This window comes from Croceibacterium xixiisoli, assembly GCF_009827305.1.
In the GTDB taxonomy this organism is placed as follows: Bacteria; Pseudomonadota; Alphaproteobacteria; order Sphingomonadales; family Sphingomonadaceae; genus Croceibacterium_C; species Croceibacterium_C xixiisoli.
Genome location: NZ_WTYJ01000002.1, coordinates 504,459 through 530,146, shown reverse-complemented (window position 1 = coordinate 530,146; position 25,688 = coordinate 504,459). Strand labels below are relative to the sequence as shown.

Here is a 25,688-nt window from a genome sequence, read left to right as displayed (position 1 = left end):
GCGCAAATCAAGTCAGCGCCATGTCCAGCCGCCGATCATAATCGCGCTGTGCAGCCGAAACATCGGCCATCCGTGTTTCGGCCCAGTCGATCAGCAACTGCATGGCGCCGAGCAGTTCACGCCCCAGCGGGGTGATACTGTAGCTGACGGTCACCGGCACGGTCGGGCGCGCGGTTCGGAAGGCCAGGCCGTCACGCTCCAGCGTTCGCAGCGTCTGGCTGAGCATTTTCTGGGAAACACCATCGACCCGCCGCTTCAGTTCGTTGAAGCGCATGGTTTCTTCCCCCAACAGAGTGAGGATCAGCACGCTCCATTTGTCGCCGATGCGATCGAGCAGTTGCCGCGTCGGGCAATTGGCGGCGAAGACATCGCCGCGGGGCGCGCTCACCGGCTGGTCAACAATCGGGGTGGTTTCCGGAAAGTGGCCTGGTGAGATCAAAGTACCGTCTTGCATGGCCAGTTTCCATAGCGCAGTTGGTACCTACTGGAAACCACAGTGGAGAGTGCAAGATGAAAATCGCAGTTCTGGGTGCAAGCGGCCGGGCCGGATCGGAAATTTCCAAGGAAGCCGCCGCACGCGGCCACACAGTCACCGGCATTGCCCGCAGCCCGGAAAAGATCCCCGCCGCCGATGGCATCACTGCCGTTGCGGGCGACGCATCCGATACCACCAAGCTGGCCGATCTGGTTGCCGGGCATGATGCGGTGATCAGCGCGCTGCATTTCGACGTCTCTGCCGATCAGATCCTGTCTGCCCTGCGCCAGGCAGGCGTGAACCGGCTGCTGGTGACCGGCGGTGCTGCCAGCCTGAAGAATGCATCGGGCGAACGGCTGATCGATTCCCCCGAATTCCCGGCCGACTGGAAGCCGGCAGCGATGGGCGGGATCAATTTCCTGGCCGACCTGAAGTCCGAAACCGAAGTGGACTGGACGTTCTTTTCCCCCGCCGCCTTCATCTTCGAAGGGCCGCGTGTTGGTACGTTCCGCACCGATACCGACAATCTGATCACCGATGACGAAGGCAACAGCAAGATCAGCTTTGCCGATTACGCCATCGCCATGGTCGACGAGCTGGAACAGCACAATCACAGCCGGGCCCGCTTCACCGCCGCCTATTGATCCCAACGCGCCGTGCCGTGCGGTCAGTGCCCCCGGGCGCGGGCCGGACGGTGCGGGCCGCCATTGCCCGGCAACATCCGCCCCCTAAGATCGCTGGCAAAGAGGCGAAGGTGGAGCAGCGAAGGCATGGTGGAACAGACCGGTTTGTGGACCTGGCGCAATCTTGAAGAAGAAAGCAGCCTGACCGAGGTGACCGCCGAACAGATCGCCCGCATTCGCGAGTTGGCCGTTATCTGGGAAACCGCCGAATCCGGTGCCGCCGCCCTGGCCGATGACGGTTTTTTCGAAATCGATGACACCAGCGATCCGCAGTTGCTGGCCGCACTGGAAGTGTTCATGGCGACCGCCACGCTGGACAAGAGTGGCGACACTATCGGCGGGCTGATCCGCAACCCCTATGCCGGGGCCACGCAGGAAGACCGCTATGGGCTGGAAAGCACGCCCGCGCCGGAAATCGCGCAATTGCTGGCCAGCGGAGAGGACATCGCCTGGCAGGCCGAGGCCGATGAGATCATTCTGTGGGAGAATGCCAGCCTGCGGGCGGGCGGGATTGATCCGAAGCGGCCGTTCGGCACCGGCAATGTATCGCGCGATGTGCGTGCGCTGATCGATCCGGACAAGCAACTGAGCAATGCCGCCTTCGCCAAGCGGCGCAAATGGCTGGAAAGCCGGCTGATGCTCTATCTGCTGTTCTTCGTTCAGAATGCGCAACTGGAACCGAGCCTGTGGCGGCGCGGGACGGATTGGCAATGGCGCCAGGTCTCTGCCGATGAGCCGCCCCCGGGTGAAGCGCTGACCCGCGTCGAATGGGCCGACCGGATGTACCTGCAGAATTACTACGAAAACCGCGATTACACCGAAACGCTGCATGCGCTGATCCATCTGGCGTGGAACAACCGGCTGAGCGGCAGCTATGCCCAGCTGGCAGAACAATTCAGCCTGGCCACCCATTTCGACGGGCCGGGAGGCACCCGTTATGAAGGCACGGTGGAGGAACGCTTCCAGGCCGCGCTGGCCGCCTTCCCCGAACGGCGCGGAGAGACGCCCCGCCCCTGGTTCACGCTGTCCTATACCCGCATTCTCAACGCCCAGGCCCGGTTCGACGACGCCCGCCGCGTGCTGGAGGCGGCCGATCTGTTCACCATTCCCGCCGAGGAGGTGGATCTGGCCACCATCAATCCGATCGCGATCGCCTGGGCCGAAGGGCTGATCGCCCGCCATGGAAGCGGCATGATGAGTGAGGATGAATTCCAGTCGGCCCTGAGCGGCATGCATTCCGCATGGCGGACGCCACTGGATCTGTGGCATTTCATCTGGAACGTCCGGCACGATCCGGACCAGTATGAAGAGGGCGCCGAGAGCCCGGGCGTTGGCCATGCCCGGGCCATGGTGGCACAGCTGGAACTGGCACGCGGCGGTTATGATCCCGACCAGAAGCTGAAGCGGTTTTGAGGGTGAGTTTTCACCCTATCCGCTCAGCCTGAGCGGATAGGGTTATCGGAGATTGAAACCGGGTGATCAGTGGCCGCTGTCGCCCGCTGCCTCCTCCGCGCTCAGCGTGCCGAGGCGGCCGGCGCGGGAGGCGGTGATGTAGTTGCGGACCTGCACATTGCCTTCGTGGCAGGCATATTCGAAGAATTCATAGTCGCTGTCGCGCGTCCAGTCGAACCGTACGGTCCAGGGTGCGGTGAAGACGTCGGGATCGGAATAGCTCATTTCATAGGTAATGGTGTTTTCGCCCACCATGGTCAGCCGTTCGACCACCCGTGCCTTGCCGCTGGTGGGAATGGTGTTCCACGGCGGAATGCCGCGCGTGGCCATGTTCAGCGGCGATCCGTTGCGGGCGTACATGTCACGCGTGGCGCTGTCGCCGGTCTTCAGATTGGCGGTTTCGATGACCAGTGTGTTGCCTTCCCAATGGCCGCGGCTGCTGCCGAGCCAGGCCTGCACCGCGCCCGGCACCGCCGGCTGGCTGGTGACCGGGATCACCCGCGTGCCGAGCATTTCCAGCGCGATCACCACATAGCCGGGCGATTGATAGATGCGGATGCCATTGTTGTAGCGGAACGGCAGCATGGAGGCGGGAAATCCGCGGGAAATGCAGCGATCCCAGCTGTCGAAATCGGTGACCCAGTCGAATTGCGTGTTGGGGGTCCAGCTGGATCGGCCGGCCTTGTACAGCGCTTCGGCCTGCGGGGTGAAGGTGGGCAGCTTGCCACTGGCCGGTTCCACCAGCATGGATGTGCGGCGCTGGCCGGCCAGATATTCGATCCAGTGCCCGGTGCCGATGGTTTCCTCCGCTTCTTCCTTGGCGTAGCGGGTTTCCAGTTCGTTTGCGCGGGTCTGTTCCTGCGCCAGCTCTTCCTCGGTCTTGAAGAAGCGATTGCCATATTGATCCGGCCGGCTGACCGGCATTTCGGCGACATCATTGATCGGCCAGACCCCGCGCAGATCCGGATCACCCCAGGGGGTGCGCTGCGGCTGGAAGCTGGTGGTGACCGGCGGCATCACAGTCAGATCAGTCGGAGCGTTTGCAGCAGCCTGTTGCGCCTGTGCAGTGCCTGACAGCAAAGCCAGCGACAATGCCAGTCCGGCAGACGCCAGCCTGCGCGGTTTGCAGCCATTTCCCTTCATGTTCGCCCTCCTCCGCCGGCTGCGTTTGACGCAGTCCGGATTGTTCAGTTCTGTTATCGTTTGCTGATACGAGCGTTTGCGCGGCAATGCCACCGGATTGCGTGGATCCGGAGGTACTATCTGCGGGGCTCGAGTTCACGGGTCTGGCCTTGCCGAGGGCGCTTGGCCTTCGACTGGCCCAGGCTGGACGGCGTTGGGAGCGGAGGAAGGATCCTATTGCGTGACGGGCGCGGCGGGTCGCGTAGGGTTCACAGCTTCAGAACCCCACGCCCGCTCGGGCTGAGCCCGTCGAAGTCCAGCCACCACCCCCGCGCCTACCTCTGCGCGTCGAGCTTGCCGAAATGGCTGTTCATGGCGGCAACCGCCTTGGTTGTGGCGCCAGCCAACGATGGAGCGACTTCACCGGCGAAATCCGTCACGGCAATGGGCGCACCGCCCGCCGGACGCAGCTCGATCAGGCAGCGCTTGTCTCGGCCACCGCCGCGTTCAGCGTTCACATCTTCCAGATGCACTTCGACCCGGGTGAGCCGATTTTCAAAACGGGCAAGCCGACGGCGAAGGGCTGTCTTGATGGCATTGATGCCGCCGGCTTCTTCAGCCAGACCGTTTCCATTTACCTTTATAAGCAGGTTGTTGCCGGTCTGCGCCTTGGGCACGTCGACACTGCTGCCATGTCCGATCTGATCAATTTGCTGTTCTGGCATCATTTTCTCCGTGGTTGCATCAAACCAACCGCCGGAGTGCATCAGGGTTCCGATTTTTACCCGGCTGGAAGTCAGTCCAGCCCGGCCAGTGCGAGCAAATTTTCCGTGCTCGGATCGAAGCTTTCCCCACCCTGCTGGATTTTCTTGGCGATTTCCTTGCCCAGTTCGACACCAAACTGGTCGAAGGGGTTGATCCCCATCAGCACGGCTGCGGCAAAGGTGCGATGTTCGTGGAAGGCGATCAGCGCACCCAGCGTGGCAGGATCCAGATCGTCGCACAGGATGGTGGCCGAGGGGCGGTTGCCCGGATAGTTGCGCGCCGGATCATCGCTGTGCCGACCGGACATCAGCGCGGCCCCTTGTGCAAAGCAGTTCATCAGCAGAATGCGATGATGCGCAGCGTCGAGATCGTCCCCGGGGGCGATGCTGGCGATGAAATCGACCGGCACCAGATGGGTGCCCTGATGCAGCAATTGGAACACCGCATGCTGGGCATCGGTGCCCACCCCGCCCCAGGTGATCGGCGCAGTCGGCGCATCGACCGGCGCGCCCTCTGCCGTCACGCTCTTGCCATTGCTCTCCATCTCCAGTTGCTGGAGATAGTCGGGCAGGAGGCGCAGCCGTTCGTCATAGGCAAAGACCGCGCGGGTTTGCGCGCCTCGGACGCGGGCATAATAAAGATCGGAGAAGGCCGCCCGCAACGGCAGATTGTCGGCCCCGTCGCTGTCGCGGAAATGCCGGTCGATCGCTGCCGCGCCGGCCAGCATGGATTCAAAATCTTCCCAGCCGATCGCGATCGCCACGGGGAAGCCGATCGACGACCAGAGGGAATAGCGCCCGCCCACGCTTTCGGCGAAAGGCAGGATACGGGTTTCGTCCACCCCCCATTCCACCGCCCGTTCGGGCGCGGCGGTCAGTGCGATCACCCGGCCGGAGGGATCGGACACGCCATTGTCCGCCAGCCATTTCAGCGCGCTGGTGGCATTGGTCATGGTTTCGATGGTGGTGAAGGTCTTGCTGGCAACAGCGACCAGCGTGGTCTGCGGATCACAGACGGCAAAGGCGGCTTCCAAGGCGACACCATCGATGTTGGAAATCACATGCACATCGACCAGCGCCAGATCACGCGCCAGCGCATCCACGGCCAGCGCCGGGCCCAGCGCCGATCCGCCGATCCCGATATGGATCAGATGCTTCACCTCACCCAAGGCGCCGGCATGGATCGCGCCCACCAGCATCCGCATGCGATGGCGCAGCGCCTCCGCCTCTTCCACGCTGCTGTCGCGACCCACGCCGCGCAGGGCCGGATGTTCGGCAGCGCGCCCTTCGGTGGGGTTGACCACCTCGCCCGCGAACAGCCGGCGGCGCATGTCTGCAAAGCCGGCAGCGCCAGCCAGTTCGTTGAAATCATCGATCAGGGAGGCGGTCAGATGGGTCTTGGACCAGTCGAACCAGATGCCGCCGGCGCCGGCTTCCTCGTCTTGCCCATCATCGCTGAGCAGGAAACGGGTGGACAGTTGCGCCACCCGATCGGGATGGTCGGAGAACAGCTGCGCGAGCGTGCTTTCCGGCTGGGCTGAAATCTTCGCCCAGGATTTTGCACGCAGATCACCCATGCAGCTGATACTCCCCTGTGGCCCCCTGGTAGAGGCCCCCTTCCTGAAACCAGGCGAAAGGGCTAGGCGCTCCGGCGATGAATGGAAACCGGAAATATCGCCGGATTCGCCCCTTGCGACAGCACGGGTGAAACTGGCGGTGATTTCCCCGGCCAACATGGAATGTTGCGATGAGCGATACTGACACCCTACCCGCCGCAGCGGCAAGCGCACCGGCCGCCGCCCATGGCAATGCGAAGCCGCAGAAGGAAAAGAAGGAAGACAATTTCTTCGTTTTCCTGATCAAGCTGATCGTGGTGGTGGTGCTGTTCCGCACATTCGTGTTCACCAGCTTCGTCATTCCCAGCGGGTCGATGATGCCGCGCCTGCTGGTGGGGGACTATCTGTTCGCCGCCAAGTGGCCCTATGGCTATTCGCAGGCATCCATGCCCTTCGACATCAAGCTGTGGAATGGCCGCATCCCCGGTGGCGTGCCTAAGCAGGGTGATGTGATTATCTTCCGCCATCCGGTCGATCGTGCCGATTACGTCAAGCGGGTCATCGGCTTGCCGGGCGATCAGGTGCAGATGGTCGGCGGGGTACTGCAGATCAATGGTCAGGCCGTGCCCAAGAAGCGCGTGGCGGATTTCAAACTGCCGATCGCGCCCACGCAAGGGTGCAAGGACGTGCGCTTCACCCAGCGTCAGCCCGATGGCAGTTTCGTGTGCGCCTACCCCCAGTTTCTCGAAACCCTGCCCAATGGCAAGACCTATAATGTGCTCGATTACGGGCTGTATCCGCAGGATACGACGGAGCCGGTCACCGTACCCGAAGGGCGCCTGTTCGTCATGGGCGACAATCGCGACGATTCGCTCGACAGCCGGTTCCCGCCTGTGGCGAAGGAAGGTGTCGGGCTGGTGCCGATCGACAATGTGGCAGGCCGTGCCAGCTTCATGTTCTTTTCCACCGATGGATCGGCCGAATGGCTGAAGCCCTGGACCTGGTTCACGGCCGCACGGTGGAGCCGCATCGGGAAGGGCTTTTGAAAACAACCGATCAACCGATGAACAGCGACACGCTGGACTGGCTGAAACAGCTGGGCTTCGCCGTCGCGGATGAGGCGCTGTGGCTGGAAGCGCTGACCCATGGCAGCACCGGCGCCGCGCGCGATTACCAGCGGCTGGAATTTCTCGGCGATAGGGTGCTGGGGCTGACCATTGCCGCCTGGTTGCACGGCAGCCATCAGGGACCAGAAGGTGAACTGGCGCAGCGGCTGAATGCGCTGGTCAGCCGCCAGACCTGTGCCGCCGTGGCGCGTGCCATCGGCGTCCCCGGCCACCTGCGCCTGGGCAAGCAGGCACGGGACGATGGCGCAGCGGACAGCGACAATGTATTGGGTGATGTGATGGAGGCGCTGCTGGGCGCCAGTTTCATCGCCAGCGGGTTCGATGCAACGCGCGCACTGGTGCTGCAAATCTGGCAGGCGGCGCTGCAGGGGAAGGCCGGCCAGTCCAAGCATCCGAAAAGCGCGCTGCAGGAATGGGCGGCCGGCAATCGTCGCAAACCGCCGGAATATGCGCTGGTCGACCGGTCAGGCCCCGATCATGCATCGCGCTTTACCGTGCGGGTTAGCGTCAACAATGTCGGGGCGGTCGAAGCCACCGCCAACAGCAAGCAGGAAGCCGAAACAGCAGCGGCCCGCCTGTTCATGGAGCGTTACGGATGAGTGAAGTGGAAAACCAGCGTTGTGGCGTCGTGGCCGTGATCGGCGCACCGAATGCCGGCAAATCGACGCTGGTCAACCAGCTGGTGGGGCAGAAGGTCGCGATCACCAGCGCCAAGGCCCAGACCACACGCGCACGCCTGCTGGGCATCGCGCTGGAAGGTCCGGTGCAGATCATCCTAGCCGACACGCCGGGCATTTTCGCCCCCAAGCGGCGGCTGGACCGCGCCATGGTCAGCGCCGCCTGGGAAGGCGCCGTGGCCGCCGATGCAGTGCTGCTGGTGGTCGACAGCGTGAAGAAGCGCCGGCACGAGCTGGAACCGCTGCTCGAAAATCTGAAGGACCGGCCGGAACGCAAAATCCTGGTGCTGAACAAGGTCGATACCGGCAAGAAGGGCGATCTGCTGACACTGGCGCAGGATCTGACTGCAAAGGTCGATTTCACCGAGGTGTTCTTCGTGTCCGCGCTGGATGGCGACGGTGTGCCCGAACTCAAGACGTTCCTCGCCGGACTGATGCCGGAAAGCCCGTGGCATTATCCCGAAGATCAGGTGTCCGATGCCAGCGAGCGGCTGCTCGCCACCGAAGTCACGCGCGAACAGCTCTATCGCCAATTGCATGACGAATTGCCCTATGACAGCGCGGTACGGCCCGAGGCCTATACCACCCGCAAGGATGGCAGTGTCGAGATTCACCAGCAGATCGTGATCGCGCGGGAGAGTCAGAAGAGCATCGTGCTGGGCAAGCGCGGCGCGAAGATCAAGGCCATCGGGGAAGCCGCCCGCGCTGAACTGAGCGAGATTCTGGGCGTGCCCGTGCATCTGTTCCTGCATGTAAAGGTCGAGGAAAACTGGGCCGAAAGCCGTGAGATCTTTGAGGAAATCGGGCTCGACTGGGTCCGCTGAGCGAATTTTGCGCAAGGCGGGAGCCGGACGCAATACCATCCCGGGGATCAGCACTCCCCGATATCTGCCAAGCGTCTATTGCCGGGCAAATCGGGCCGCGTCTGCCACCTGATCGGGTGACGGGCGCAGGCCGGTGTAGAGGACAAACTGATCCAGCGCCTGCAGGATCGCCACCTCTTCCCCGGTGATGCAGCGCTTGCCCGCTTCGCGTGCGATCCGCAGGAATGGGGTTTCGGGTGGATATTGCACCACGTCGAAGGCGATCACTGCCTGTTCTATCATCGCCTCCGGAAATGGCAGCTCATTGGGCGGGCTGCCGGTCATGCCCAAGGGTGTGACATTGATCAGGATCGGCGCGCCCTCCCCCAGATCGGCGAGCCAGCGAAAACCGCAAAGCGCCGCCAGCGCCTGACATGCAGCCTGGTTTCTGGCAACGATTACCCCATCGCGAAAACCGGCGTCACGAAATGCCGCCGCCACGGCCTTGGCCATGCCGCCGGAGCCACGCAACACGAACGGGGTTGCCGGATCGATATCGGCGATCAGCGCGCGCACCGCACCATAATCGGTGTTGTAGCCGGTCAGCCGGCCATCATCATTGACGATTGTGTTGACGCTGTCGATCGCTGCGGCGCTGTTATCCAGCCCATCCAGCAGGGGAATGACTGCTTCCTTGAACGGCATGGAAATCGCGCAGCCGCGAATGTTCAAAGCGCGAATACCGCCAATGGCGGCCGGCAGATCGGTGGTGCTGAAGGCCTTGTAGACGAAATCCAGCCCGGTCAGCTCATAGAGCCGGTTGTGGAAGCGCGTGCCGAAATTGCCCGGCCGGGCGGACAACGACATGCACAGCCGGGTGTCGCGGCCGATCAAAGGTTTTTGAGCCATGAGCGGCGTTTAGCCCGGTGTCGGCCAGCCGGGAAGCCGGCTTGCCGAATGCGGTTTTCGTTTATGCCATGGCGCAGCGCCTGATCCGGGTGCATGGCTGTACCGATCAGCGAAGGAGCCGCCATGTCCATAAAGCCCGCCTTGGCCCCCGCTTTGCCCCCTGCTTTGGCCCAGGCCATCCGTGTCATGGTCGCCTGTTGCGTCACCTTCGCGCTGGTGCAGGCATTCGGCCTGCCGCAGGGGGCATGGGCGATCTTCACCGTGCTGATCGTGATGCAGGGATCGCTGGGCGCGACCGCCGGCGCCGCGCGCGACCGGTTGATCGCGACGGTGGCAGGCGCGCTGACGGGCGGGATCATCCTGCTGACGCTGCCGCATCATCCGATCGCGCTGGCCGCCACGCTGGTGCTGGCCATTGGCGTGCTGAATGTCACAGCGGGCAAGCACGCTTATCTGCGGGCCGCCCCGCTGACAGCGGCAGTGGTCGTGCTGACCCACGTTACCACCATGCCGGTGGGCGTGTTCGTGCTGGACCGGATCCTGGAAATCACGCTGGGCGGCGTGGTGGGCGTGCTAGCCAGCCGGTTCATCCTGCCGGTTCCATCAAAGGGCGTGATGATCGACCAGCTGGGCGGCGTGCTGAAGACCATGGCCGAACTGCTCAACACGGAGGCCGATGCGCTGGAACAGCGCAAGGCCGTGGTCCCGGCGGAGGCGCTGATCAGCATGCGCAATGCCATGGTGGCCGCCGACGGCATGCTGAAGGACGCACAGCGGGAAAAGGCCATGGGGCTGGTCAGCGAAGGCGTGTCCGATGCCATCCCGCGCACGCTGTGGCGGATCAGAAACGGCATAACCCATGTCGGCGGATTGCTGGACCAGCCGCTGGCCGAAGAAGCGATGGCCTTCGTCGGCCCGGCGGCGACCGGCATGCTGCGATCCATGGCACAGCTGGCACAGGCCTGCGCGCGGGGCTTGACCGAAGGAGCAGAGATTTCCCCGCAACCGGAAGACCAGGCCGCCATGGCCTTCGACGCGGCCTTCACCGCACTGCAGCAGTCCGATCATGCGCGCGAAATGCCGTTCGATTCCGTCGGGCGCGTGTTCGGGCTCGCCTTTGCGTTGCGCAAGCTGCACCAGGATTTTCAGGATCTGGCGGCCCGGATCGCGGAAAGCCGGGTGGGCTGACAGCGGTTAAGCGTCGCCGGCTTGCGGGCGGAACGTCACGGACGCTCCCTGCGCGATCAAATCGCGCTCGATCCAGCCGAAGCTGACCCGGGGCCCGCTGCCGACCAGAATGTCAGGTTGCGCGGACAGGGCCATCGCGTCCTGCAAGGACAGGCCCAATACCTCCCGCAGCAGGCGGATCACCTTCATCTTGTGCGGGCCAAGATCGGTGACAATCAGATCGCCCTGTTCGATTGCCCGCGGATCGTAGGCGGGCTCGACCGCATCGTCCTCGGCCCGTTCGCGCCGCTCGGCGATGGCCTCCCGCCACAGGGGATGGTCCGGATCGCCAGATATGATCGCTTCCAGCGCATCTGCATCACCGGTGCCTTGAAGGTGGGCCAGCGCGGCACCAAACTCCCGGCAGGAGGGCGCGACCGTGATGGCATCCCAGCGCCCCGCCCCATGTGGCGCGTAATGGACCGGAAAGCCGGCGGCCCCTTCGCCCGTGTCGATGAAAAACGGATCGCCGAAATAGTTCTGTGCAATGACGAGCCATCCCGGCTGCCAGCCACCGTCTTCACAGGACACAAGACTTTCGCCAGTCAGCCCATGCGAGCGGTAGCCGATCTGGAACGCCGCCAGCTCATCGATGGCAGGGTAATGGTATGGCAACACCAGATCGCCAGTGACCACCGCAGCGGCGATGAAACGAGCGATCTCTTCCGGCAGTGGCTCATCCATTGGCGTCTTACAGCAGATCAGCCCCAGATTGGCGAGGCGGGGGCGTCTCAGCCCTCTCGATCGAGCATGGCATCGGTAACCTGCCCGCCGCTTTGTTGCGGGGTGATCAACGGCGCGAGATCGAAGCCCAATTGCTCGGCATGGGCCAGGAACGGAGCGCGCTCCGCCGGAGAAAGCTGCGGCGTGCGCGACAGCAGCCAGAGATATTTGCGATCCGGGCTGCCGACCAAGGCGATGCGGTAATCCTCATCCAGCATCAGCACCCAGTAATCACCCTTTGTGAAAGGCAACCAACGCAAGCCTGCCGGGAGGAAGGTGACGGTGAGGCGGGCCATGCTGTCATCGACCGCTTCCGCCTCCCCGACGGCCTGGGCAGGCTTGCCGTCGGCATCGATGCAGCGGTTATCGACCTTCACCTTGCCATCGGGTTTGAGCGAATAATGCGCGGTGATATCCGATGCCGCCTCATCTTCCCATTTCATCGGCAGGCGGCAGATTTCGTACCACAGCCCGAGATAGCGCGGCAGATCGACCTGCGAGACTGTCGGGATGGAGAAATCTTCGGCCATATATGCGCGCTCCTGCAACGATGTCGTAGGGGTGGAACGCGGGGAGAAAGCTTTGGTTTCGGCTGCTTTGCCCCAAGGACTACACGATCTGGCGGCGCAGGGTTTCGACCAGATCGGCTTCTGCCGCCGGCTTGTCTTTCCGGATGCGTGCAATGCGGGGGAACCGCATGGCGAGGCCGGATTTGTGGCGCTTGCTGTCGTGGATGGAATCGAACGCGACCTCCACCACCAACGTCTTTTCCACCTCCCGCACCGGGCCGAAGCGCTGGACGGTGTGCTTGCGCACGAAGCTGTCGAGCCATTTGAGCTCTTCATCGGTGAAGCCGGAATAGGCCTTGCCCACCGGCACGATCTCCCCGCCCTCCTCCGGCGGCGCAGTCCAGCAACCGAAGGTGTAATCGGAATAGAAGCTGGATCTCTTCCCCGATCCGCGTTGGGCATACATCAGCACGCAATCGGCGGTCAGCGGATCACGTTTCCATTTGTACCACAGGCCGACGCGGCGGCCGGGGACATAGGGGCTGTCGCGCAGCTTCAGCATCAGCCCCTCGATCGCAGCGTCACGGGCATTGTCGCGCAGAGTGGCCAGGGCGGAGAAATCCGCCGCCTCGATCAGCGCCGAGATATCGAACCGCGATGCCGGCAGGCGCGGCATCAGCGCCTCCAGCCGGGCGCGGCGCTGCGTCCAGGGCAGCGCGCGAACGTCTTCTGCGCCATCGACCAGAATGTCATACAGCCGCACAAAAGCAGGGTATTCGGCCAGCATGGCGGCGGAGACCTGCTTGCGGCCGAGCCGCTGCTGCAGCGCGTTGAAGCTGGCCGCCCCACCCTCTTCCCCGCCCTGATGCGCGCCGCGCACCAGCAATTCGCCGTCGAGCACCGCGGGCAGGGAAAAATCAGCCGCGACATCGGGGAAAGCGCCGGTGATATCGTCCCCGCCCCGGCTATAGAGGCGGGTTTCACCGCCCATGTGGACCAGCTGCACGCGGATGCCGTCCCATTTCCATTCGGCGGCAAACTGGCTGAGATCGATCTCCCGTTCTTCCAGCGGAACGGCCAGCATGAACGGGCGGAAGACCGGCAAGGCACTGGCATCGGGCTTTTCTTCGCCACCAGCGGCCCAGGCGAACAATTCGGCATAAGGCGGCTGCAGCGCGTGCCACATCTCTTCCACATCGTCGCTCGACACGTCGAAGGCATGGGCGAAGGCGAGCTTGGCCATCCGCGCCGACACGCCGATCCGCATGGCCCCGGTGGCGAATTTGAGCAGGGCGAAGCGACCATTGGCGTCGAGCCGATCGAGCAACAGCGGCAGTTCACGCAGCACGCTGGCGCGGGTCATGCCAGCCAGTGCGGTGACGGTTTCGGAGAGCGTGGGTTCGGATCCCACCCGCTCCGCCGCGTCAGGCGTGGGCCAGAGCAGGCTGACGGTTTCGGCGGTGTCGCCGACATAATCGCGCGACAGGGCGAACAACACGGGATCGACCCGCTCACCGATGATCTTGCGGATGGCGGCCGATTTCACCGCCGGGAAATCCAGCGCCCCGGTCATGGCGGCCAGCGCCCAGCCGCGATCGGGGTCCGGCGCAGTGCGGAGATAGGCGGCGATCAGATCGCGCTTTTCATTGCGCGAGCGGGTGTAGATCAGCCGGTCGATCAGGGTGCTGAAGGCCTTCATCCTCAGTCGTCCTCATCATCATAGCCAGCCAGATCGAGCGCACGGGCGCGGATCTGGCGGGTGCGGCACCAGTGTACCAGCGCCTCTTCCCGACCGTGGGTTACCCACACTTCCCCCGGGCGCAATTCCTGGATCGTGTTGGTGAGTTCGGTCCAGTCGGCGTGGTCGGAAATGATCAGCGGGAGTTCCACATTGCGCTGCACCGCGCGCTGGCGGACGCGCATCCAGCCCGAGGCCATGGCAGTGATCGGATCAGGCAAGCGGCGGCTCCAGCGGTCGTTCAGGGCCGAGGGTGGGGAAAGGATGATCTGACCGGCGAGATCCTCCCGACTGTGGCCTTCCACGAGCTTCAACGGCCCCAGAGAAACGCCCAATTCCTCGTACAAAGCGCACATCCGGGCCAGCGCGCCGTGGAGGTAGATCGGCTGATTGTAGCCGGCCCGACGCAGCTCGGCGATGACCCGCTGCGCTTTGCCCAAGGCGTAGGCACCGACGAGGACGCAGCGGTTTGGGTGGGTGGCGCGGGCTTCGAGGAGGCGGGCCATTTCGCCCAGGATCGGTGGGTGGGTGAAAACCGGCAGGCCGAAGGTCGCCTCCGTAATCAGCACGTCGCAGGGGACGGGTTCGAACGGCAGGCAGGTGGGATCGGGCCGGCGCTTGTAATCCCCGGTGACGACGATCCTTTCCCCTGCCCGCTGGAGCAGGATCTGGGCCGAGCCGAGCACATGGCCGGCGGGGAAGAAGGTGGCACTCACGCCGTCGCCGAGAGGGATTTCCTGACGCAATTCAGCGTGTTGCGTATCGGGCGCCTCGCCATAGCGCAGCGCCATGATGGCGGCGGTTTCGGCGGTGGTGATGACCTGGCCATGGCCGCCGCGCGCGTGATCGGCATGGCCGTGGGTGATCAGCGAACGGGCCGCCGGCTGGGACGGATCGACCCAGACATCGGGGCCCGGGAGGTGGATTCCGGTGGGGGTGGAGGTGATCCAGGATGTGCCCGCCATGATTGCGCTTCCCCTTCATTTTAATCACGCATGGCGCGCCCTGCCTGCGCGTGGATACGCGCTGCCTGCGCATGACAACGCATTTGGGCGCCGGAAGCTCCTCATTTGACCATTACAAAAACATTGCCGCTGACTTCAACTGATAGTTATTATCATTACCCACTAATCTAATGAAATTGCGTTGTAACGTAACTTTCTTCCAATTGTAATAGGATCGCCCTCAAACCGTAATTCCGCCCCCCTAGAGGCCCGCTCAAGATCAGGCCGAACAGGCCAGGACCTGGGAGGTCGCAATGAGGAATTTGTTGATGCGGGCGGCGGCTCTGGCCGTGCCCGGCATGTGCGTGGCCGTGTCCCCGGTTCAGGCGCATGTATCCGCTGAACATGACGCACCGGCGATTGCCCCGTGGCAGCAGGCCAGCGAATGGCCCGACCGCATCATTGCGAGCTTCGAAGGCGATCCGGCGACCAGCATTGCGGTCAACTGGCGCACCGCCGCCAGCGTGACGACGGCGAAGGCCGAGATCGCCCTGGCCCTGCCCGATGCCCGGTTCGACCAGAATGCCCGCTCGATTGCCGCGACCAGCGAGACGATCGATCTGGATGCCATCCAGCGCGCCGGCGTGCGCATTCCGGTGGAACACAATCAGGGCCTGCCGGGTGCCAGTTACCATTCGGTGCGCTTCGACGGGCTGGCGCCCAACACGCTCTATGCCTATCGCGTGGAAGGGGCCGACGGGAAATGGAGCGAATGGTTCCAGACCCGCACCGCGCCGGCCAGGGGCACGACCGCCACGCCGGAAGCGCCGCTGCGTTTCATCTATCTGGGCGATGCGCAGAACGGGCTGGATTCGCACTGGCCGCGCGTGATCCGCGCCGCGTTTCAGACCGCGCCCGATGCGCGTTTCATCCTGCATGCCGGCGATCTGGTGAACCGGGGTTCGCGCGATCTGGAATGGGCGCAATGGTTCCGCGCCGGCGGGTTCATTCACGGCATGGTGCCGGCGATCCCGGTGGCCGGAAACCATGAGTATGACTCCATTGGCCTGAGCGAGGCCGACCGCGAACGCGCGCTCGCCTTCCTGTGGCGGCCGCAATTCCGCCTGCCGGTGGAAAGCGCCCTGCCCGCCGAACTGCATGAGACCGTCTATGACGTCCGTTATTCGGATGATCTGCAGGTCTTCGTGCTGAATTCCAACGCGCGGGATCTGGCCGCGCAGGCCGCCTGGCTGGATGCGAAGCTGACCGCCAGCACCGCCCGCTGGCGGATCGTGACGCAGCATCACCCGATCTATTCATCGGGCAATGAACGGGACAATCCGCGCCTGCGCGAAATCCTGCTGCCCGTGCTGCTGAAGCACAAGGTCGATCTGATGCTGCAGGGGCATGACCATACCTATGCCCGGGGCACGATCGAGGATCCGGTGCAATTGCCCGCGCGGCATTCGGCCGGGGAAGCCGGCAGCGTGACGACGATGTTCGTCAATTCGGTGTCCGGCCCCAAGCAGTATGAGTTCCGCGAGAACGGCTGGACCGATTACGGCGCCAGCGGCGTGACGCTGGACCGGATGGCTGAAAATACCCAGTTTTATCAGGTGATCACCATCGATGGCGGGACGCTGCATTACGCCGCCTACACCGCCGATGGCCGCCTGTATGACGATGTTCGCCTGACCAAGGCGGCAGATGGCACCAAGACCATCGCACAGGAGAGGGAAGAGCTGCCTGACACCAGGCGGTTCGACAACACGCTGCCATATCCCGGCAGAGGGCAATGATGCCCTGAAGAGCAACGCCTCTTCACTTCCACAGATTTCCTACTGAGGGGAAAAACTATGACCGGCTCCACCGGTTCGATCCGTATTGCCATGTCTGCGTCCACCGCGCTGGTCGCGCTGATCAGCGCAGCCAATGCCTCTGCCGCAGAGCAGGCACCGGTTGCGACGCTTGCCGCCACCGCCATGTCCGCCGCCGATGAGACGCTGGATGCCGCCGATCGCGCGACCATGGGCCAGATCCATGGCGTGGTGACCGATGCATCGGGTCGCTTCGTCAATGGCGCCGAAGTGCGCATCGACAGTTCCAATATCGTTGCCCGGACCGACACCGAAGGCCGTTTCCGCCTGACCAGCGTTGCCGCCGGCAGCCGCACCATCACCGTCAGCTATATCGGCCTGCCCGACCTGACCCAGCAGGTGAATGTCCAGGCCGGCCATTCCACCGAAGTCGCCCTGCAGATGGGCCAGACCGATGAAGGCGGCACGATCATCGTTTCGGGCGCCCGTCCGATCGCCGAATCCGAAGCCGCCGCGCTGCAGATGCAGCGTTCCTCCACATCGCTGATCAATGTGGTGGCCGCCGACAGCATCGGCCGCTTCCCCGATCAGAACATCGCCGCAGCGCTTTCCCGCCTGCCGGGTATCGCCGTGCAGCGCGACCAGGGCCAGGAACGTTTCGTCAGCCTGCGCGGCGCGCAGACCAGCTGGACCACGATTTCCTTCGATGGGATCAATGTGATCAGCCCGGCAGGCCGCACCACCCGTTTCGACACCATCCCTTCCGCGATCGCCAGCGCGGTGATCGTGCGCAAGGCCGTGACCGCCGACATGCCGGGTGAAACCGTGGCCGGCAATATCGACGTGCGCACGCGCGGCGCCTTCGATTACCCGGGCTTCAACCTGGCCGGCGATGTGGCGCTGGGCTACAATGATCTGGGCGGCGGGCTGCAGTACAATGGCGCCGCGCATATTTCCGACCGGTTCTTCGACGATACCTTCGGCGTGCTGCTGTCCGCTTCGCGTTACGAACGCGACATGGTGACGGACAATTATGAAGGTGGCTGGACCCTGCGCCCCGATGGCCAGGTGTGGAACAACAACAGCCAGAACAAGCTCTATCGCCTGACCCGCAGCAACATGGCCTTCAGTGGCCGGCTGGACTGGCGCCCGAGCCCGAACCATGAATTCTTCTTCAATTCGGTCCACACCGAATTCCGCGACGACGAAATGCGCAGCGCCTATGTGTTCGACGTGGACGACAGCCGCAACGGCCCCGGCTGGGCCAATTCGGCCACCGGCAACACGCCCTATGAAGGCACAATCTATGGCGTCGAAATCGATTCCACGCTGAACAGCAACTCTTCCCGCCAGCGCATCTTCACCAACACGCTGGGCGGCAACCACGATCTGAATGCCTGGGACGTGAAATGGCGGCTGAATTACACCCGCGCGCAGGACGACAGCCGCGGGCCGTTCGGTTCCACCTGGCGCAGCCCGACCAGCCAGTTGCTGCGCCCGTCGATCGTCTATGATCTGACCGATCGCACGATCAACAATCTGCGGCTGTATGAAACCATTCGCAATGCCGATGGCACCTACAGCCTGGGCAATGAACGCCCGTCGATCACCGGCACGGAACTCGATTACGTGACGATGACCCGCACGGTCAGCCGCGCCCAGACCGATGCCTATACGGCCAAGTTCGACGTGACGCGCGACCTGACCCTGTTCGGCAGCGACACCAAGCTGCAGTTCGGTGTGCAGTTCGACGACCGCACCAAGGAAGCCAATCGCCTGACGCTGGAGGCGCGCCCCGCCGATCTGGCAGCAGCCGGGATCACGGCCCCGACGATGGATGATTTCGCCATCAACGAGCCGTTCAAGGGCCGCATTCCGCTGCGCTACAACTTCCGCTACTTCTCCAGCGACGCCGGTGCCGCGCTGTTCGACAGCTTCATCGCCAATGGCGGCACGCGGGTGCAGCCGGGCACGACGGAGACCAATTTCTACAAGGTCAACGAACGGGTTCTGGCCGGCTATCTGATGGGCACCAGTTTCTTCGACTGGGGCAATATCGTTGCCGGGGCGCGGCTTGAAAACGTGCGCAACCAGTCCGACGCCTTCGTGCAGACGACGGTGGACGGGGCCACGGCCTTCCTGCCGGCAAGCGTATCGTCTTCGCAGACGATGGTGTTCCCGAGCATGCACATCAACTGGGACGTGACCCCGGACATGAAGATGCGCCTGTCGTTCAACACCGGCGCGGCGCGGCCCGATTACACGGATCTGCGCCCGAACCTGTCGATCGACGACATCAATGAAACGGTTTCGGGCGGCAATCCGCTGGCCAAGCCGGAAAAGGCCAAGGGCGTCGACCTGTATTATGAATGGTACATGCCGTCGCGCGGGTTCTTTTCGATCGGTGCCTTCTACAAGGACGTTACCGATGTGCTGTTCGACATCGAATACAACCAGTTCGGCCTGACCGATTTCGACACGCCGGAACTCAAGCGTTCGACCTATATCTATTCGACCATCGGCAATGGTGCGAGCGGATCGATCAAGGGCATCGAAGTGGCGTTTTCGCAGCCGCTCGAAGGACTGGCCCGCAGCCTGGGCCTGCCGGACTGGATGGGTGGCTTCGGCTTCCAGACCAATCTGACGCTCAACGACAGCGAAGCGACCACGCCCGACGGCCGCACGGTGGCGCTGCCGGGTGCATCCGATGTCGTCTATAACGTGTCCGGTTACTACGAGCGGGCCGGTTTTTCCGCCCGTGTCAGCTGGCAGGAACGGTCTTCCTGGATCGACTCGCTCGGTTCCAACGCCGTGGTGGGTGACAATTACTGGGATCGCGTCGGCCGGCTCGACGTGTCGATGCGCTATGCCATCAACGACAATGTTGAATTCTATTTCGACGCGAACAATCTGCTGGACGAACCCGGCGTGCGTTATGTCGGCGACCGTGCCCGCGTGATCGAACACGAAACCTTCGGTGCGCGCTACATGTGGGGTGCCCGCTTCAACTTCTGATCGATCCGAGGTTAACGCCGGGAGGGCGGGATATTCAGGGGATATCCCGCCCCTTCTTTATCTGCGGAGAGGGAGTTTCGGCGCGGTCCTCGATCTTGTCATCCGGAGCCCGCTCTGCCCGAAACTGGCGGAGCACCCGCTTTTCGAACACGCCGAGCAGGGTCAGCATGATCACCGCCACGATGGCGCCGAAGGCCACCAGCGGCCAGAGCCCCGCCCCGCAGGCAATGCCGATCACCGTGGCCAGCCAGACATGGGCGGCGGTGGTCAGATGCTTCACCTCCCCCTTGTTCACCACGATCAGCCCGGCGGCGATGATGCCGGTGAAGGCGGCGGTTCCTTCGATCACGCGCAGCGGATCGATATTCGATTCCAACCCACCCATCTGGTAATAGAGCGCCAGCGCCGCGACGGTGACGAAGGCGGCGGAAAAACAGATCAGCCCATGGGTGCGCATGCCCGCCGGCATGTCCCGCAATTCGCGATCCACGCCCAGCAGCAGACCAAGCACGGCGGCAGAACTGAGGCGCGCGAGCATATCCCAGTCCAGCATATGCAGCCCGGTTGGAGGGTTGAGTATCATGCCTGGTCCCACGAATACCCTGACCGCAGACCGGCCCGAGAGTGCGGAAACAACGGCGGCAGCCCCAATCTGTTCCGGAATCGTCACGCGTCGGCGCGCGCGGAACCCGGCCCCGAAAAGCACGTTCCCATCGGCATGATAGGCCCGTCAGAAGGAGCGTCTGTGCCGCAAAAGCCGCCGTCCGGTCAGGAGAGTGTTTTTCGTTCCCCCCTGTCTCAGGACCCGGATGATCCGGCAACGGATGACAAGGTAAAACCCCGCCCCCAATGGCGGGCCATCCTTGCGGCGACCCGCCGGATCAAAGGGCGGGCGCCGCTAATCCGCCGCCGCGATGGGTCAGGAAAAGACTGATGCCCGACGAACCCGCCCTTCCCCAAGGCATAGGTGAAAGCCATAGGCGGATCCGCCCCTGGCATCGCCATGCCAATCCGGCGATGCTGATTGCCCTGGCTACGCTGCTGGGCCTGGCCCTGGCCGGTACATTCGGTGGAGGGCCGCATCCTGTCCGCGTGGTGGAAACACCCGCCATGCGGCTGTCGGTGAATTTCCCCGAAAGGCTGCGCAATGGCGAATTTTTCGAAATGCGCGCCGAGCTGACCGCCAAGCAGGAGATCGGTGATGCCGGTCTGATCATCCCCGCCAGTTACTGGCGGGATCTGACCATCAACGCCATGATCCCCGCCCCGGCGGAAGAAAAGCCCGCGCCCGGAGGCTATCAGCTGAGCTGGGGCCCGCTGGAGGCTGGCGAGACCCTGATCATCAAGATCGATGGCCAGATCAACCCACCGCTGGTGGGCGGCACCGCCGGGGAGATTGCGGTGACCGACGGGGAGCGCGAACTGGCACGCTTCCCCGCACGGCTGAAGGTCTATCCCTGATGGATATCGTCATCCGCGCCGCCATCATGTTCGTGGTACTGTACGGCCTGCTGCGCCTGATGGGCAAACGCGAGCTGGGGCAGATGACCCCGTTCGAGCTGGTGATGATGATCACCATGGGCGATCTGATCCAGCAGGGCATAACCCATAATGATTTCAGCATGACCGGATCGCTGCTGGCGATCGGTACCTTTGCTTTCCTGGCGCTGTTGCTCAGCTGGATTTCCTATCTGTTCCCCCGCATCGAACGCGTGCTGGAGGGACAGCCGCGCGTGCTGATCAGCAATGGCGAGCTGATCCGCGCCAATCTGAAGCGTGACCGGATCACGGTTTCCGAAGTGGAAAGCGAGATGCGACTGGCGGGCATTGCATCGATCCAGGATGTCGCCTGGGCCATTCTGGAACCGCAGGGCAAGATCAGCTTCATCCGGCGCGATGATGCGGGAGAATAGTGACGCAACCCTTGGCGCGTGGCCTTCGACGAGCTCAGGCTGAGCGGGCGTGGGTGCGATTTGGTCGTGGGACTTGGGCCGAGTCGTTTCACCACATCCGCTCGTGCTGAGCTTGTCGAAGCACTGCCACGGGCTTGGCGCCCTTTGCAACCCTCGGCGCGTGGCCTTCGACGGGCTCAGGCTGAGCGGGCGTGGGTGCGATTTGGTCGTGGGACTTGGGCCGAGTCCTTTCACCACATCCGCTCGTGCTGAGCTTGTCGAAGCACTGCCACGGGCTTGGCGCCCTTTGCAACCCTCGGCGCGTGGCCTTCGACGGGCTCAGGCTGAGCGGGCGTGGGTGAGATTTGGTCGTGGGGCTTGGGCTATCCCCGCAACGCGATCAGCTCAGATGTGACAGCACATCGCCGATCGGCGCGGTCGCAAAGCCGATCGCGCTGTCGGAAATGCCATAGGGCATGAACAGCGTATCGCCGACCATCATCGCGCCGCAGGTGTAGACGACATTGGGGACATAGCCTTCGCGGTCATTGTCCTTCGCGGCCAAAATCGGGCGTTCGCTGCGGGCCAACACCTTGGTCGGATTGTCGCGATCCAGCAGCACGGCACCGATCGCATATTTGCGCATGGCACCGACGCCATGGGTCAGCACCAGCCAGCCCTCATCACACAGGATCGGCGCGCCGCAATTGCCGATCTGGATGAATTCCCAGGGGAATTTCGGTTCCAGCAGCAGCACGCCATCATCGTCCCAATGATCCATGGTGCGCGATGACAGCAGATAGAGGTTTTTCCCGTCCTGCCGGCCGATCATGTAATAGGATCCGCCGAATTTCTGCGGGAACAGGCCAAGCCCCTTGTTGCGACCGGCGCGCCCTTCGACCGGGGTCATGGTGAAATTGCGGAAATCGCGCGTGCGCAGGATTTCGGAGCGGATTTCGCGCCCGTCATAGGCCGTATATGTGCCGACCCATTCATAATCCTTGTTCCCATGATCGAAGCGGACCAACCGCAAATCTTCCAGCCCGTTGCGCTGGCGTTCGGTCATCGGGAAGACCACTGATCCGGACAGGGTGCATTCCGGGTGCCGCTGAAACCGCACCTCGCCATCGTCGCTGGGGGCGGCGTCGGATGACAATTGCGCGGCTGTGGCGACGCCGGGCTGGGGCCAGAGGCGGAAACTGCCATCGGGGTGCACGATCCCTTCGCGAAAGGCGATCGAGCTGATGTGCCCTTCCCCCACCGCGCGGACCGACATGATGAAGCGCATGGCGCCGCCGCGCAGCCCCGACTGATCAGGATGCGGAACCACGCTGGGGTTCATCAGCGCCGCCGCGGCATAGCTGTATTCGTGGCAGAAATAGGCGCCGATCAGCCGCTTGCGCGCCGGCGAGAGATCGAGCGGCAGGTTCAGCGTGTTGGCAACCTCGACGAAGCGTTCTTCGAACACGCGTTCCGTCTGCCAGTGACGTTCCGAAAAATCTTCGAGGATGGCGGCATATTCGCTTTCCACCACGATTTCCGGCAGCCCCATGACATCGGACACCAGCTTGCCGCCGCGCGACGAGCTGGTGTTGGTGCCCTGCCAGCCCAGATGGAACGGGCGGATCACCACCCGCGCCGGATTGGCGGACAGTCGCCGGGCGTGGATGGTGAAAACCTTGTCGGACAGCGGGGGGCCCGCGTAATCGGCAATCGGGGCGGCAAGCCCGTTATGAGCGTCAGTGTGGTTCGGCGCTGCCGATGACATGGCATGTTCCCCTGGATTGTTCGGCATGATCCCGCAAACCGGCATAGGCATAATGCGCCAGGTGATAGGCAAGCAGCGATTCCGCGCCGCAATTGCCATTGGCACCATGCCGGGTAACCCCGTCCAGACAGATGCCGGTGCGCGGATCGGCCAGCACGGCCTGGCGATCATTATCGCCCAGGAACCATTGCCAGGTCCGGGTCGCATAATCGAACCACGGCGCGCTCCTGTCCCCCAGGCGGATCGCCGTCACACAGGCATCGATGGTGGCCCAGGCTTCGAGCGGCTGCTGATCGAAGGGCAGAAATTCACCGGGCTTGCCAAAGCTGTCCGACCCGGCCGGGCGATACATGCCGCCGACAACCCCATCGGGGAATTGCCGTTCCATCAGCCAGCGCAGGCTGTCGAAACCCAGATCCACCCAGTCGCTGTGCCCCAGCACATGACTGCATTCGATCAGCGCCTGCGGCAGACGGGCATTGTCATAGGCAATGACATCTTCGAACCAGACCCATTCCGGGCGGCTGGCATCGGCCAGCAGACCGCTGAGCATGGCGCCACAACGCACTGCCAATTGGTGAGCCAGTTCATGATCTGGCCTGACACGCAGAACGGCGGCAGCGCCCAGGCCGGCAAAGCAGACGGCGCGGGGCGAGGTGAGATCACGGGCCATTTTGGCGTAGCTGTCGAACCCATGCAGGGCCCATTCCCGCAGGCCGGCAACGCGGGAGTTTTCGAATGTATCGCCCAGTGCCCAGATCGCACGGGCGTTGCTGTCCGGCGATCCTTCATCTTCGCACCAGCTGCGATCGTAATTCATGAAATTGCGGAACACCTGCCGCTCCGCATTCCAGGCATGCTGGAGGAAGGATGCGAAGGGGCTGGACATGCGCAAGGCGGCATTGTCATCCAGCCAGTACAGCCGGTTGACCAGCATCAGCGCCCGCACATTGTCGTCCAGGCAATAGCCATGGTTGCGATCGGGAATGATTCCCCGGCCATGCTGGAGCATGCCGGTGCCATCGCACAGCGCCTCGAACGCGGTCAGGCTGGGATGCGCCGGCGCGGGGCGAACGGGCAGGGAAGCCACTGCATGCGGGGCCGCCTGGTTGAGCAGGTTGCGCGCGCCATCGGCGAAATGCTGCCACACGGTCGATCGACCGCGCTGATATGTCCGCGTCTGGAGGTCGGCCAGCCGTTCGGGATCGTCGAGCAATTCGTTCACAGCAGCAGAAATGCCGACGGGGTCATGTGGTTCCACCAGCATCCCGCCAATATCGCCGAGCAGTTCCCTGGCGTGGGCGTAGGGAGTGGAGACCACCGCGCGCCCCAGCGCCACCGCATAGCTGAGCGTGCCGGAGGTGCTTTGCTGCAGATTGGGATAGGGGGTCAGATAGATGTCGCAGGCTTCGAGCATGTCGACCAGGTCCGGCGTATCCACGAACCGATCCACCCATTCGATATGATGGGCCACGCCCAGCCTGTCCGCCAGAGCGCGCAGGCTGTCGCGATAGGCTTCGCCATTGTGGCGCACTTCATTGGGATGGGTAACACCCACGATGCGATAGATGACTTCGGGATGACGGGCGACGATCGCCGGCAATGCCTCAATCGCGGTTTCCAGCCCCTTGCCCGGCGACAGCAGGCCAAAGGTCATGAGGATCCGCGGCGTGCCCGGCACCGCCTGGGTGCTGAGGCGGAGCGGATGATCGGGCGCGCCATGTTCGATCACGCTGACACGCGCCGGATCCTGGCCATATTTCTCGATCAGCAAATCGCGGCCACCCCGGTTCATGACCATCACCTGCGACGCGCAGGCCACCAGCCGGCGCATGATCCGTTCCTGCCCCGGCGAGGGATCGCGCAGGATCGTGTGGAGCGTCAGGACCAGCGGCGCGGCAATGCGATCAACCAGATCGAGCACATATTCGCCGTCGGGGCCGCCGAAGATGCCATATTCGTGCTGCAGCCAGACCATATCCGGCTGGTCCCGGTTGATCGCCTGCGCCAGATCGGCATAGGCGGCCCGGTCATCCTTCAGCAGTTCGGCAAACATCGCGTCATGCGCGACGGGATCCGTGCTGTTCTGGATAGCACAATTGCGCAGCGTAACCTCTGGATGATACCGGGCCAGGGTTTGCACAATGTCGTCGGTAAAGGTGGCAATCCCGCATTTGCGCGGCGGAAAATTGCCGATGAGAGCAACGGTCAGCGGCGCATTTGCCGCTGTGACCGGCACCATTGGCATGGCTGCAATGCCCTTTACAGCCGCACGGGCGGCCCTGGACGCACCAGAATGATCGCGAAGAGCCAGCCCGTCATCATTGACGGGCTGAGGGTTCGGGAAATGAAAAGCGTTGTTGCTGGACACTTCGAGCATGATGGATCGCCGCCTGAATAGTTCGAGTTATCCGGCCGCAGATCACCTCCCCACCGCGACGTGGCGGCAGGCGAAACTGCTTTTCATGACCGGTTTGCCTGCAGCTT

Annotated in this window: 22 protein-coding genes; 10 read left to right on the top strand and 12 right to left on the bottom strand. The window is 63.4% G+C overall.

All coding sequences use genetic code 11. The annotated features are described in order from the left end of the window. Window positions 1–7 precede the first annotated feature (7 nt). Window positions 8–388, bottom strand: a complete 381-nt coding sequence (locus GRI97_RS11575; protein ID WP_328598540.1) for a winged helix-turn-helix transcriptional regulator — start codon at window positions 386–388, stop codon at window positions 8–10. A gap of 122 nt (window positions 389–510) precedes the next feature. Between GRI97_RS11575 and GRI97_RS11570 the strand changes: the two genes are divergently transcribed. Then, window positions 511–1,119 carry an NAD(P)-dependent oxidoreductase gene (locus GRI97_RS11570; protein WP_161391330.1) on the top strand — a complete coding sequence of 203 codons (609 nt, stop codon included), beginning with the start codon at window positions 511–513 and terminating at the stop codon, window positions 1,117–1,119. A 126-nt stretch (window positions 1,120–1,245) separates the two neighbouring features. After that, on the top strand, window positions 1,246–2,571 hold the full coding sequence (locus GRI97_RS11565; RefSeq protein WP_161391329.1) for a hypothetical protein: 1,326 nt from the start codon (window positions 1,246–1,248) through the stop codon (window positions 2,569–2,571). 66 nt (window positions 2,572–2,637) lie between these two features. Here GRI97_RS11565 and GRI97_RS11560 read toward each other — a convergent pair whose 3' ends face one another. The 3 genes from GRI97_RS11560 to pgi form a co-directional block, all read right to left on the bottom strand. Then, window positions 2,638–3,753, bottom strand: a complete 1,116-nt coding sequence (locus GRI97_RS11560) for a hypothetical protein (RefSeq protein WP_161391328.1) — start codon at window positions 3,751–3,753, stop codon at window positions 2,638–2,640. Window positions 3,754–4,067: 314 nt separating this feature from the next. After that, on the bottom strand, window positions 4,068–4,457 hold the full coding sequence (locus GRI97_RS11555; RefSeq protein ID WP_161391327.1) for an HPF/RaiA family ribosome-associated protein: 390 nt from the start codon (window positions 4,455–4,457) through the stop codon (window positions 4,068–4,070). 71 nt (window positions 4,458–4,528) lie between these two features. Then, window positions 4,529–6,073, bottom strand: coding sequence for a glucose-6-phosphate isomerase (gene pgi, locus GRI97_RS11550; RefSeq protein WP_161391326.1), 1,545 nt, complete (start codon window positions 6,071–6,073; stop codon window positions 4,529–4,531). Window positions 6,074–6,243: 170 nt separating this feature from the next. Here pgi and lepB point away from each other — a divergent pair, with 170 nt between their 5' ends. The 3 genes from lepB to era are packed head-to-tail and all read left to right on the top strand — an operon-like array spanning window position 6,244 to window position 8,680. Beyond that, entirely contained in the window at window positions 6,244–7,098 is an 855-nt protein-coding gene (gene lepB / locus GRI97_RS11545) for a signal peptidase I (RefSeq protein WP_161391325.1), read from the top strand. 17 nt (window positions 7,099–7,115) lie between these two features. Further along, window positions 7,116–7,778, top strand: coding sequence for a ribonuclease III (rnc, locus tag GRI97_RS11540; RefSeq protein ID WP_161391324.1), 663 nt, complete (start codon window positions 7,116–7,118; stop codon window positions 7,776–7,778). Next, a complete protein-coding gene (gene era / locus GRI97_RS11535) occupies window positions 7,775–8,680 on the top strand; it encodes a GTPase Era (RefSeq protein WP_161391323.1) in 906 nt (301 codons plus the stop codon). The genes rnc and era overlap by 4 nt, the downstream gene beginning before the upstream one ends. A 75-nt stretch (window positions 8,681–8,755) precedes the next feature. Here the strand turns inward: era and GRI97_RS11530 are convergent, their stop codons facing one another. Then, a complete protein-coding gene (locus GRI97_RS11530; protein WP_161391322.1) occupies window positions 8,756–9,568 on the bottom strand; it encodes a shikimate 5-dehydrogenase in 813 nt (270 codons plus the stop codon). A 123-nt stretch (window positions 9,569–9,691) separates the two neighbouring features. Here GRI97_RS11530 and GRI97_RS11525 point away from each other — a divergent pair, with 123 nt between their 5' ends. Next, complete coding sequence (locus GRI97_RS11525; protein WP_161391321.1) at window positions 9,692–10,756, top strand: FUSC family protein; 1,065 nt, start codon at window positions 9,692–9,694, stop codon at window positions 10,754–10,756. A gap of 6 nt (window positions 10,757–10,762) precedes the next feature. Here GRI97_RS11525 and GRI97_RS11520 read toward each other — a convergent pair whose 3' ends face one another. The 4 genes from GRI97_RS11520 to GRI97_RS11505 form a co-directional block, all read right to left on the bottom strand. Next, window positions 10,763–11,479, bottom strand: a complete 717-nt coding sequence (locus tag GRI97_RS11520; RefSeq protein ID WP_161391320.1) for an SMI1/KNR4 family protein — start codon at window positions 11,477–11,479, stop codon at window positions 10,763–10,765. A 47-nt stretch (window positions 11,480–11,526) separates the two neighbouring features. Continuing rightward, window positions 11,527–12,048: a lipocalin family protein gene (locus tag GRI97_RS11515; RefSeq protein ID WP_161391319.1), complete on the bottom strand. Its 522-nt coding sequence runs from the start codon at window positions 12,046–12,048 to the stop codon at window positions 11,527–11,529. 79 nt (window positions 12,049–12,127) lie between these two features. Continuing rightward, entirely contained in the window at window positions 12,128–13,726 is a 1,599-nt protein-coding gene (locus GRI97_RS11510) for a cisplatin damage response ATP-dependent DNA ligase (RefSeq protein WP_161391318.1), read from the bottom strand. Window positions 13,727–13,728: 2 nt separating this feature from the next. Beyond that, the gene (locus tag GRI97_RS11505) at window positions 13,729–14,730 is read right to left on the bottom strand and encodes a ligase-associated DNA damage response exonuclease (RefSeq protein ID WP_161391317.1); all 1,002 of its coding nucleotides are present in this window, start codon (window positions 14,728–14,730) and stop codon (window positions 13,729–13,731) included. Window positions 14,731–15,023: 293 nt separating this feature from the next. On the opposite strand from GRI97_RS11505, the gene GRI97_RS11500 reads away from it, so the two are divergent. Together GRI97_RS11500 and GRI97_RS11495 are read left to right on the top strand one after the other, a co-directional pair. After that, on the top strand, window positions 15,024–16,508 hold the full coding sequence (locus GRI97_RS11500) for a metallophosphoesterase (RefSeq protein ID WP_161391316.1): 1,485 nt from the start codon (window positions 15,024–15,026) through the stop codon (window positions 16,506–16,508). 57 nt (window positions 16,509–16,565) lie between these two features. Then, a complete protein-coding gene (locus tag GRI97_RS11495) occupies window positions 16,566–19,541 on the top strand; it encodes a TonB-dependent receptor (protein WP_161391315.1) in 2,976 nt (991 codons plus the stop codon). Between the two features lie 34 nt (window positions 19,542–19,575). Here the strand turns inward: GRI97_RS11495 and GRI97_RS11490 are convergent, their stop codons facing one another. Further along, a complete protein-coding gene (locus GRI97_RS11490; RefSeq protein WP_161391314.1) occupies window positions 19,576–20,124 on the bottom strand; it encodes an MgtC/SapB family protein in 549 nt (182 codons plus the stop codon). 350 nt (window positions 20,125–20,474) lie between these two features. Between GRI97_RS11490 and GRI97_RS11485 the strand changes: the two genes are divergently transcribed. Continuing rightward, window positions 20,475–21,002: a hypothetical protein gene (locus GRI97_RS11485; protein ID WP_161391313.1), complete on the top strand. Its 528-nt coding sequence runs from the start codon at window positions 20,475–20,477 to the stop codon at window positions 21,000–21,002. After that, window positions 21,002–21,454, top strand: a complete 453-nt coding sequence (locus GRI97_RS11480; protein WP_161391312.1) for a DUF421 domain-containing protein — start codon at window positions 21,002–21,004, stop codon at window positions 21,452–21,454. The genes GRI97_RS11485 and GRI97_RS11480 overlap by 1 nt, the downstream gene beginning before the upstream one ends. Before the next feature lie 379 nt (window positions 21,455–21,833). Here the strand turns inward: GRI97_RS11480 and GRI97_RS11475 are convergent, their stop codons facing one another. Further along, window positions 21,834–23,201: a glycoside hydrolase family 130 protein gene (locus GRI97_RS11475; protein WP_161391311.1), complete on the bottom strand. Its 1,368-nt coding sequence runs from the start codon at window positions 23,199–23,201 to the stop codon at window positions 21,834–21,836. Further along, a complete protein-coding gene (locus tag GRI97_RS11470; RefSeq protein WP_235917774.1) occupies window positions 23,173–25,449 on the bottom strand; it encodes a glycosyltransferase family 4 protein in 2,277 nt (758 codons plus the stop codon). The genes GRI97_RS11475 and GRI97_RS11470 overlap by 29 nt, the downstream gene beginning before the upstream one ends. Window positions 25,450–25,688 lie beyond the last annotated feature (239 nt).

Coding starts and splice junctions, on each gene's coding strand:
- GRI97_RS11490 (WP_161391314.1), bottom strand. CDS start 20,124: ATGATACTCAACCCTCCAACCGGGCTGCATATGCTGGACTGGGATATG.
- lepB (WP_161391325.1), top strand. CDS start 6,244: ATGAGCGATACTGACACCCTACCCGCCGCAGCGGCAAGCGCACCGGCC.
- GRI97_RS11475 (WP_161391311.1), bottom strand. CDS start 23,201: ATGTCATCGGCAGCGCCGAACCACACTGACGCTCATAACGGGCTTGCC.
- GRI97_RS11570 (WP_161391330.1), top strand. CDS start 511: ATGAAAATCGCAGTTCTGGGTGCAAGCGGCCGGGCCGGATCGGAAATT.
- GRI97_RS11505 (WP_161391317.1), bottom strand. CDS start 14,730: ATGGCGGGCACATCCTGGATCACCTCCACCCCCACCGGAATCCACCTC.
- rnc (WP_161391324.1), top strand. CDS start 7,116: ATGAACAGCGACACGCTGGACTGGCTGAAACAGCTGGGCTTCGCCGTC.
- GRI97_RS11520 (WP_161391320.1), bottom strand. CDS start 11,479: ATGGATGAGCCACTGCCGGAAGAGATCGCTCGTTTCATCGCCGCTGCG.
- era (WP_161391323.1), top strand. CDS start 7,775: ATGAGTGAAGTGGAAAACCAGCGTTGTGGCGTCGTGGCCGTGATCGGC.
- GRI97_RS11485 (WP_161391313.1), top strand. CDS start 20,475: ATGCCCGACGAACCCGCCCTTCCCCAAGGCATAGGTGAAAGCCATAGG.
- GRI97_RS11495 (WP_161391315.1), top strand. CDS start 16,566: ATGACCGGCTCCACCGGTTCGATCCGTATTGCCATGTCTGCGTCCACC.
- GRI97_RS11515 (WP_161391319.1), bottom strand. CDS start 12,048: ATGGCCGAAGATTTCTCCATCCCGACAGTCTCGCAGGTCGATCTGCCG.
- GRI97_RS11480 (WP_161391312.1), top strand. CDS start 21,002: ATGGATATCGTCATCCGCGCCGCCATCATGTTCGTGGTACTGTACGGC.
- GRI97_RS11500 (WP_161391316.1), top strand. CDS start 15,024: ATGAGGAATTTGTTGATGCGGGCGGCGGCTCTGGCCGTGCCCGGCATG.
- GRI97_RS11510 (WP_161391318.1), bottom strand. CDS start 13,726: ATGAAGGCCTTCAGCACCCTGATCGACCGGCTGATCTACACCCGCTCG.
- GRI97_RS11470 (WP_235917774.1), bottom strand. CDS start 25,449: ATGCCAATGGTGCCGGTCACAGCGGCAAATGCGCCGCTGACCGTTGCT.
- GRI97_RS11560 (WP_161391328.1), bottom strand. CDS start 3,753: ATGAAGGGAAATGGCTGCAAACCGCGCAGGCTGGCGTCTGCCGGACTG.
- pgi (WP_161391326.1), bottom strand. CDS start 6,073: ATGGGTGATCTGCGTGCAAAATCCTGGGCGAAGATTTCAGCCCAGCCG.
- GRI97_RS11565 (WP_161391329.1), top strand. CDS start 1,246: ATGGTGGAACAGACCGGTTTGTGGACCTGGCGCAATCTTGAAGAAGAA.
- GRI97_RS11555 (WP_161391327.1), bottom strand. CDS start 4,457: ATGCCAGAACAGCAAATTGATCAGATCGGACATGGCAGCAGTGTCGAC.
- GRI97_RS11525 (WP_161391321.1), top strand. CDS start 9,692: ATGTCCATAAAGCCCGCCTTGGCCCCCGCTTTGCCCCCTGCTTTGGCC.
- GRI97_RS11530 (WP_161391322.1), bottom strand. CDS start 9,568: ATGGCTCAAAAACCTTTGATCGGCCGCGACACCCGGCTGTGCATGTCG.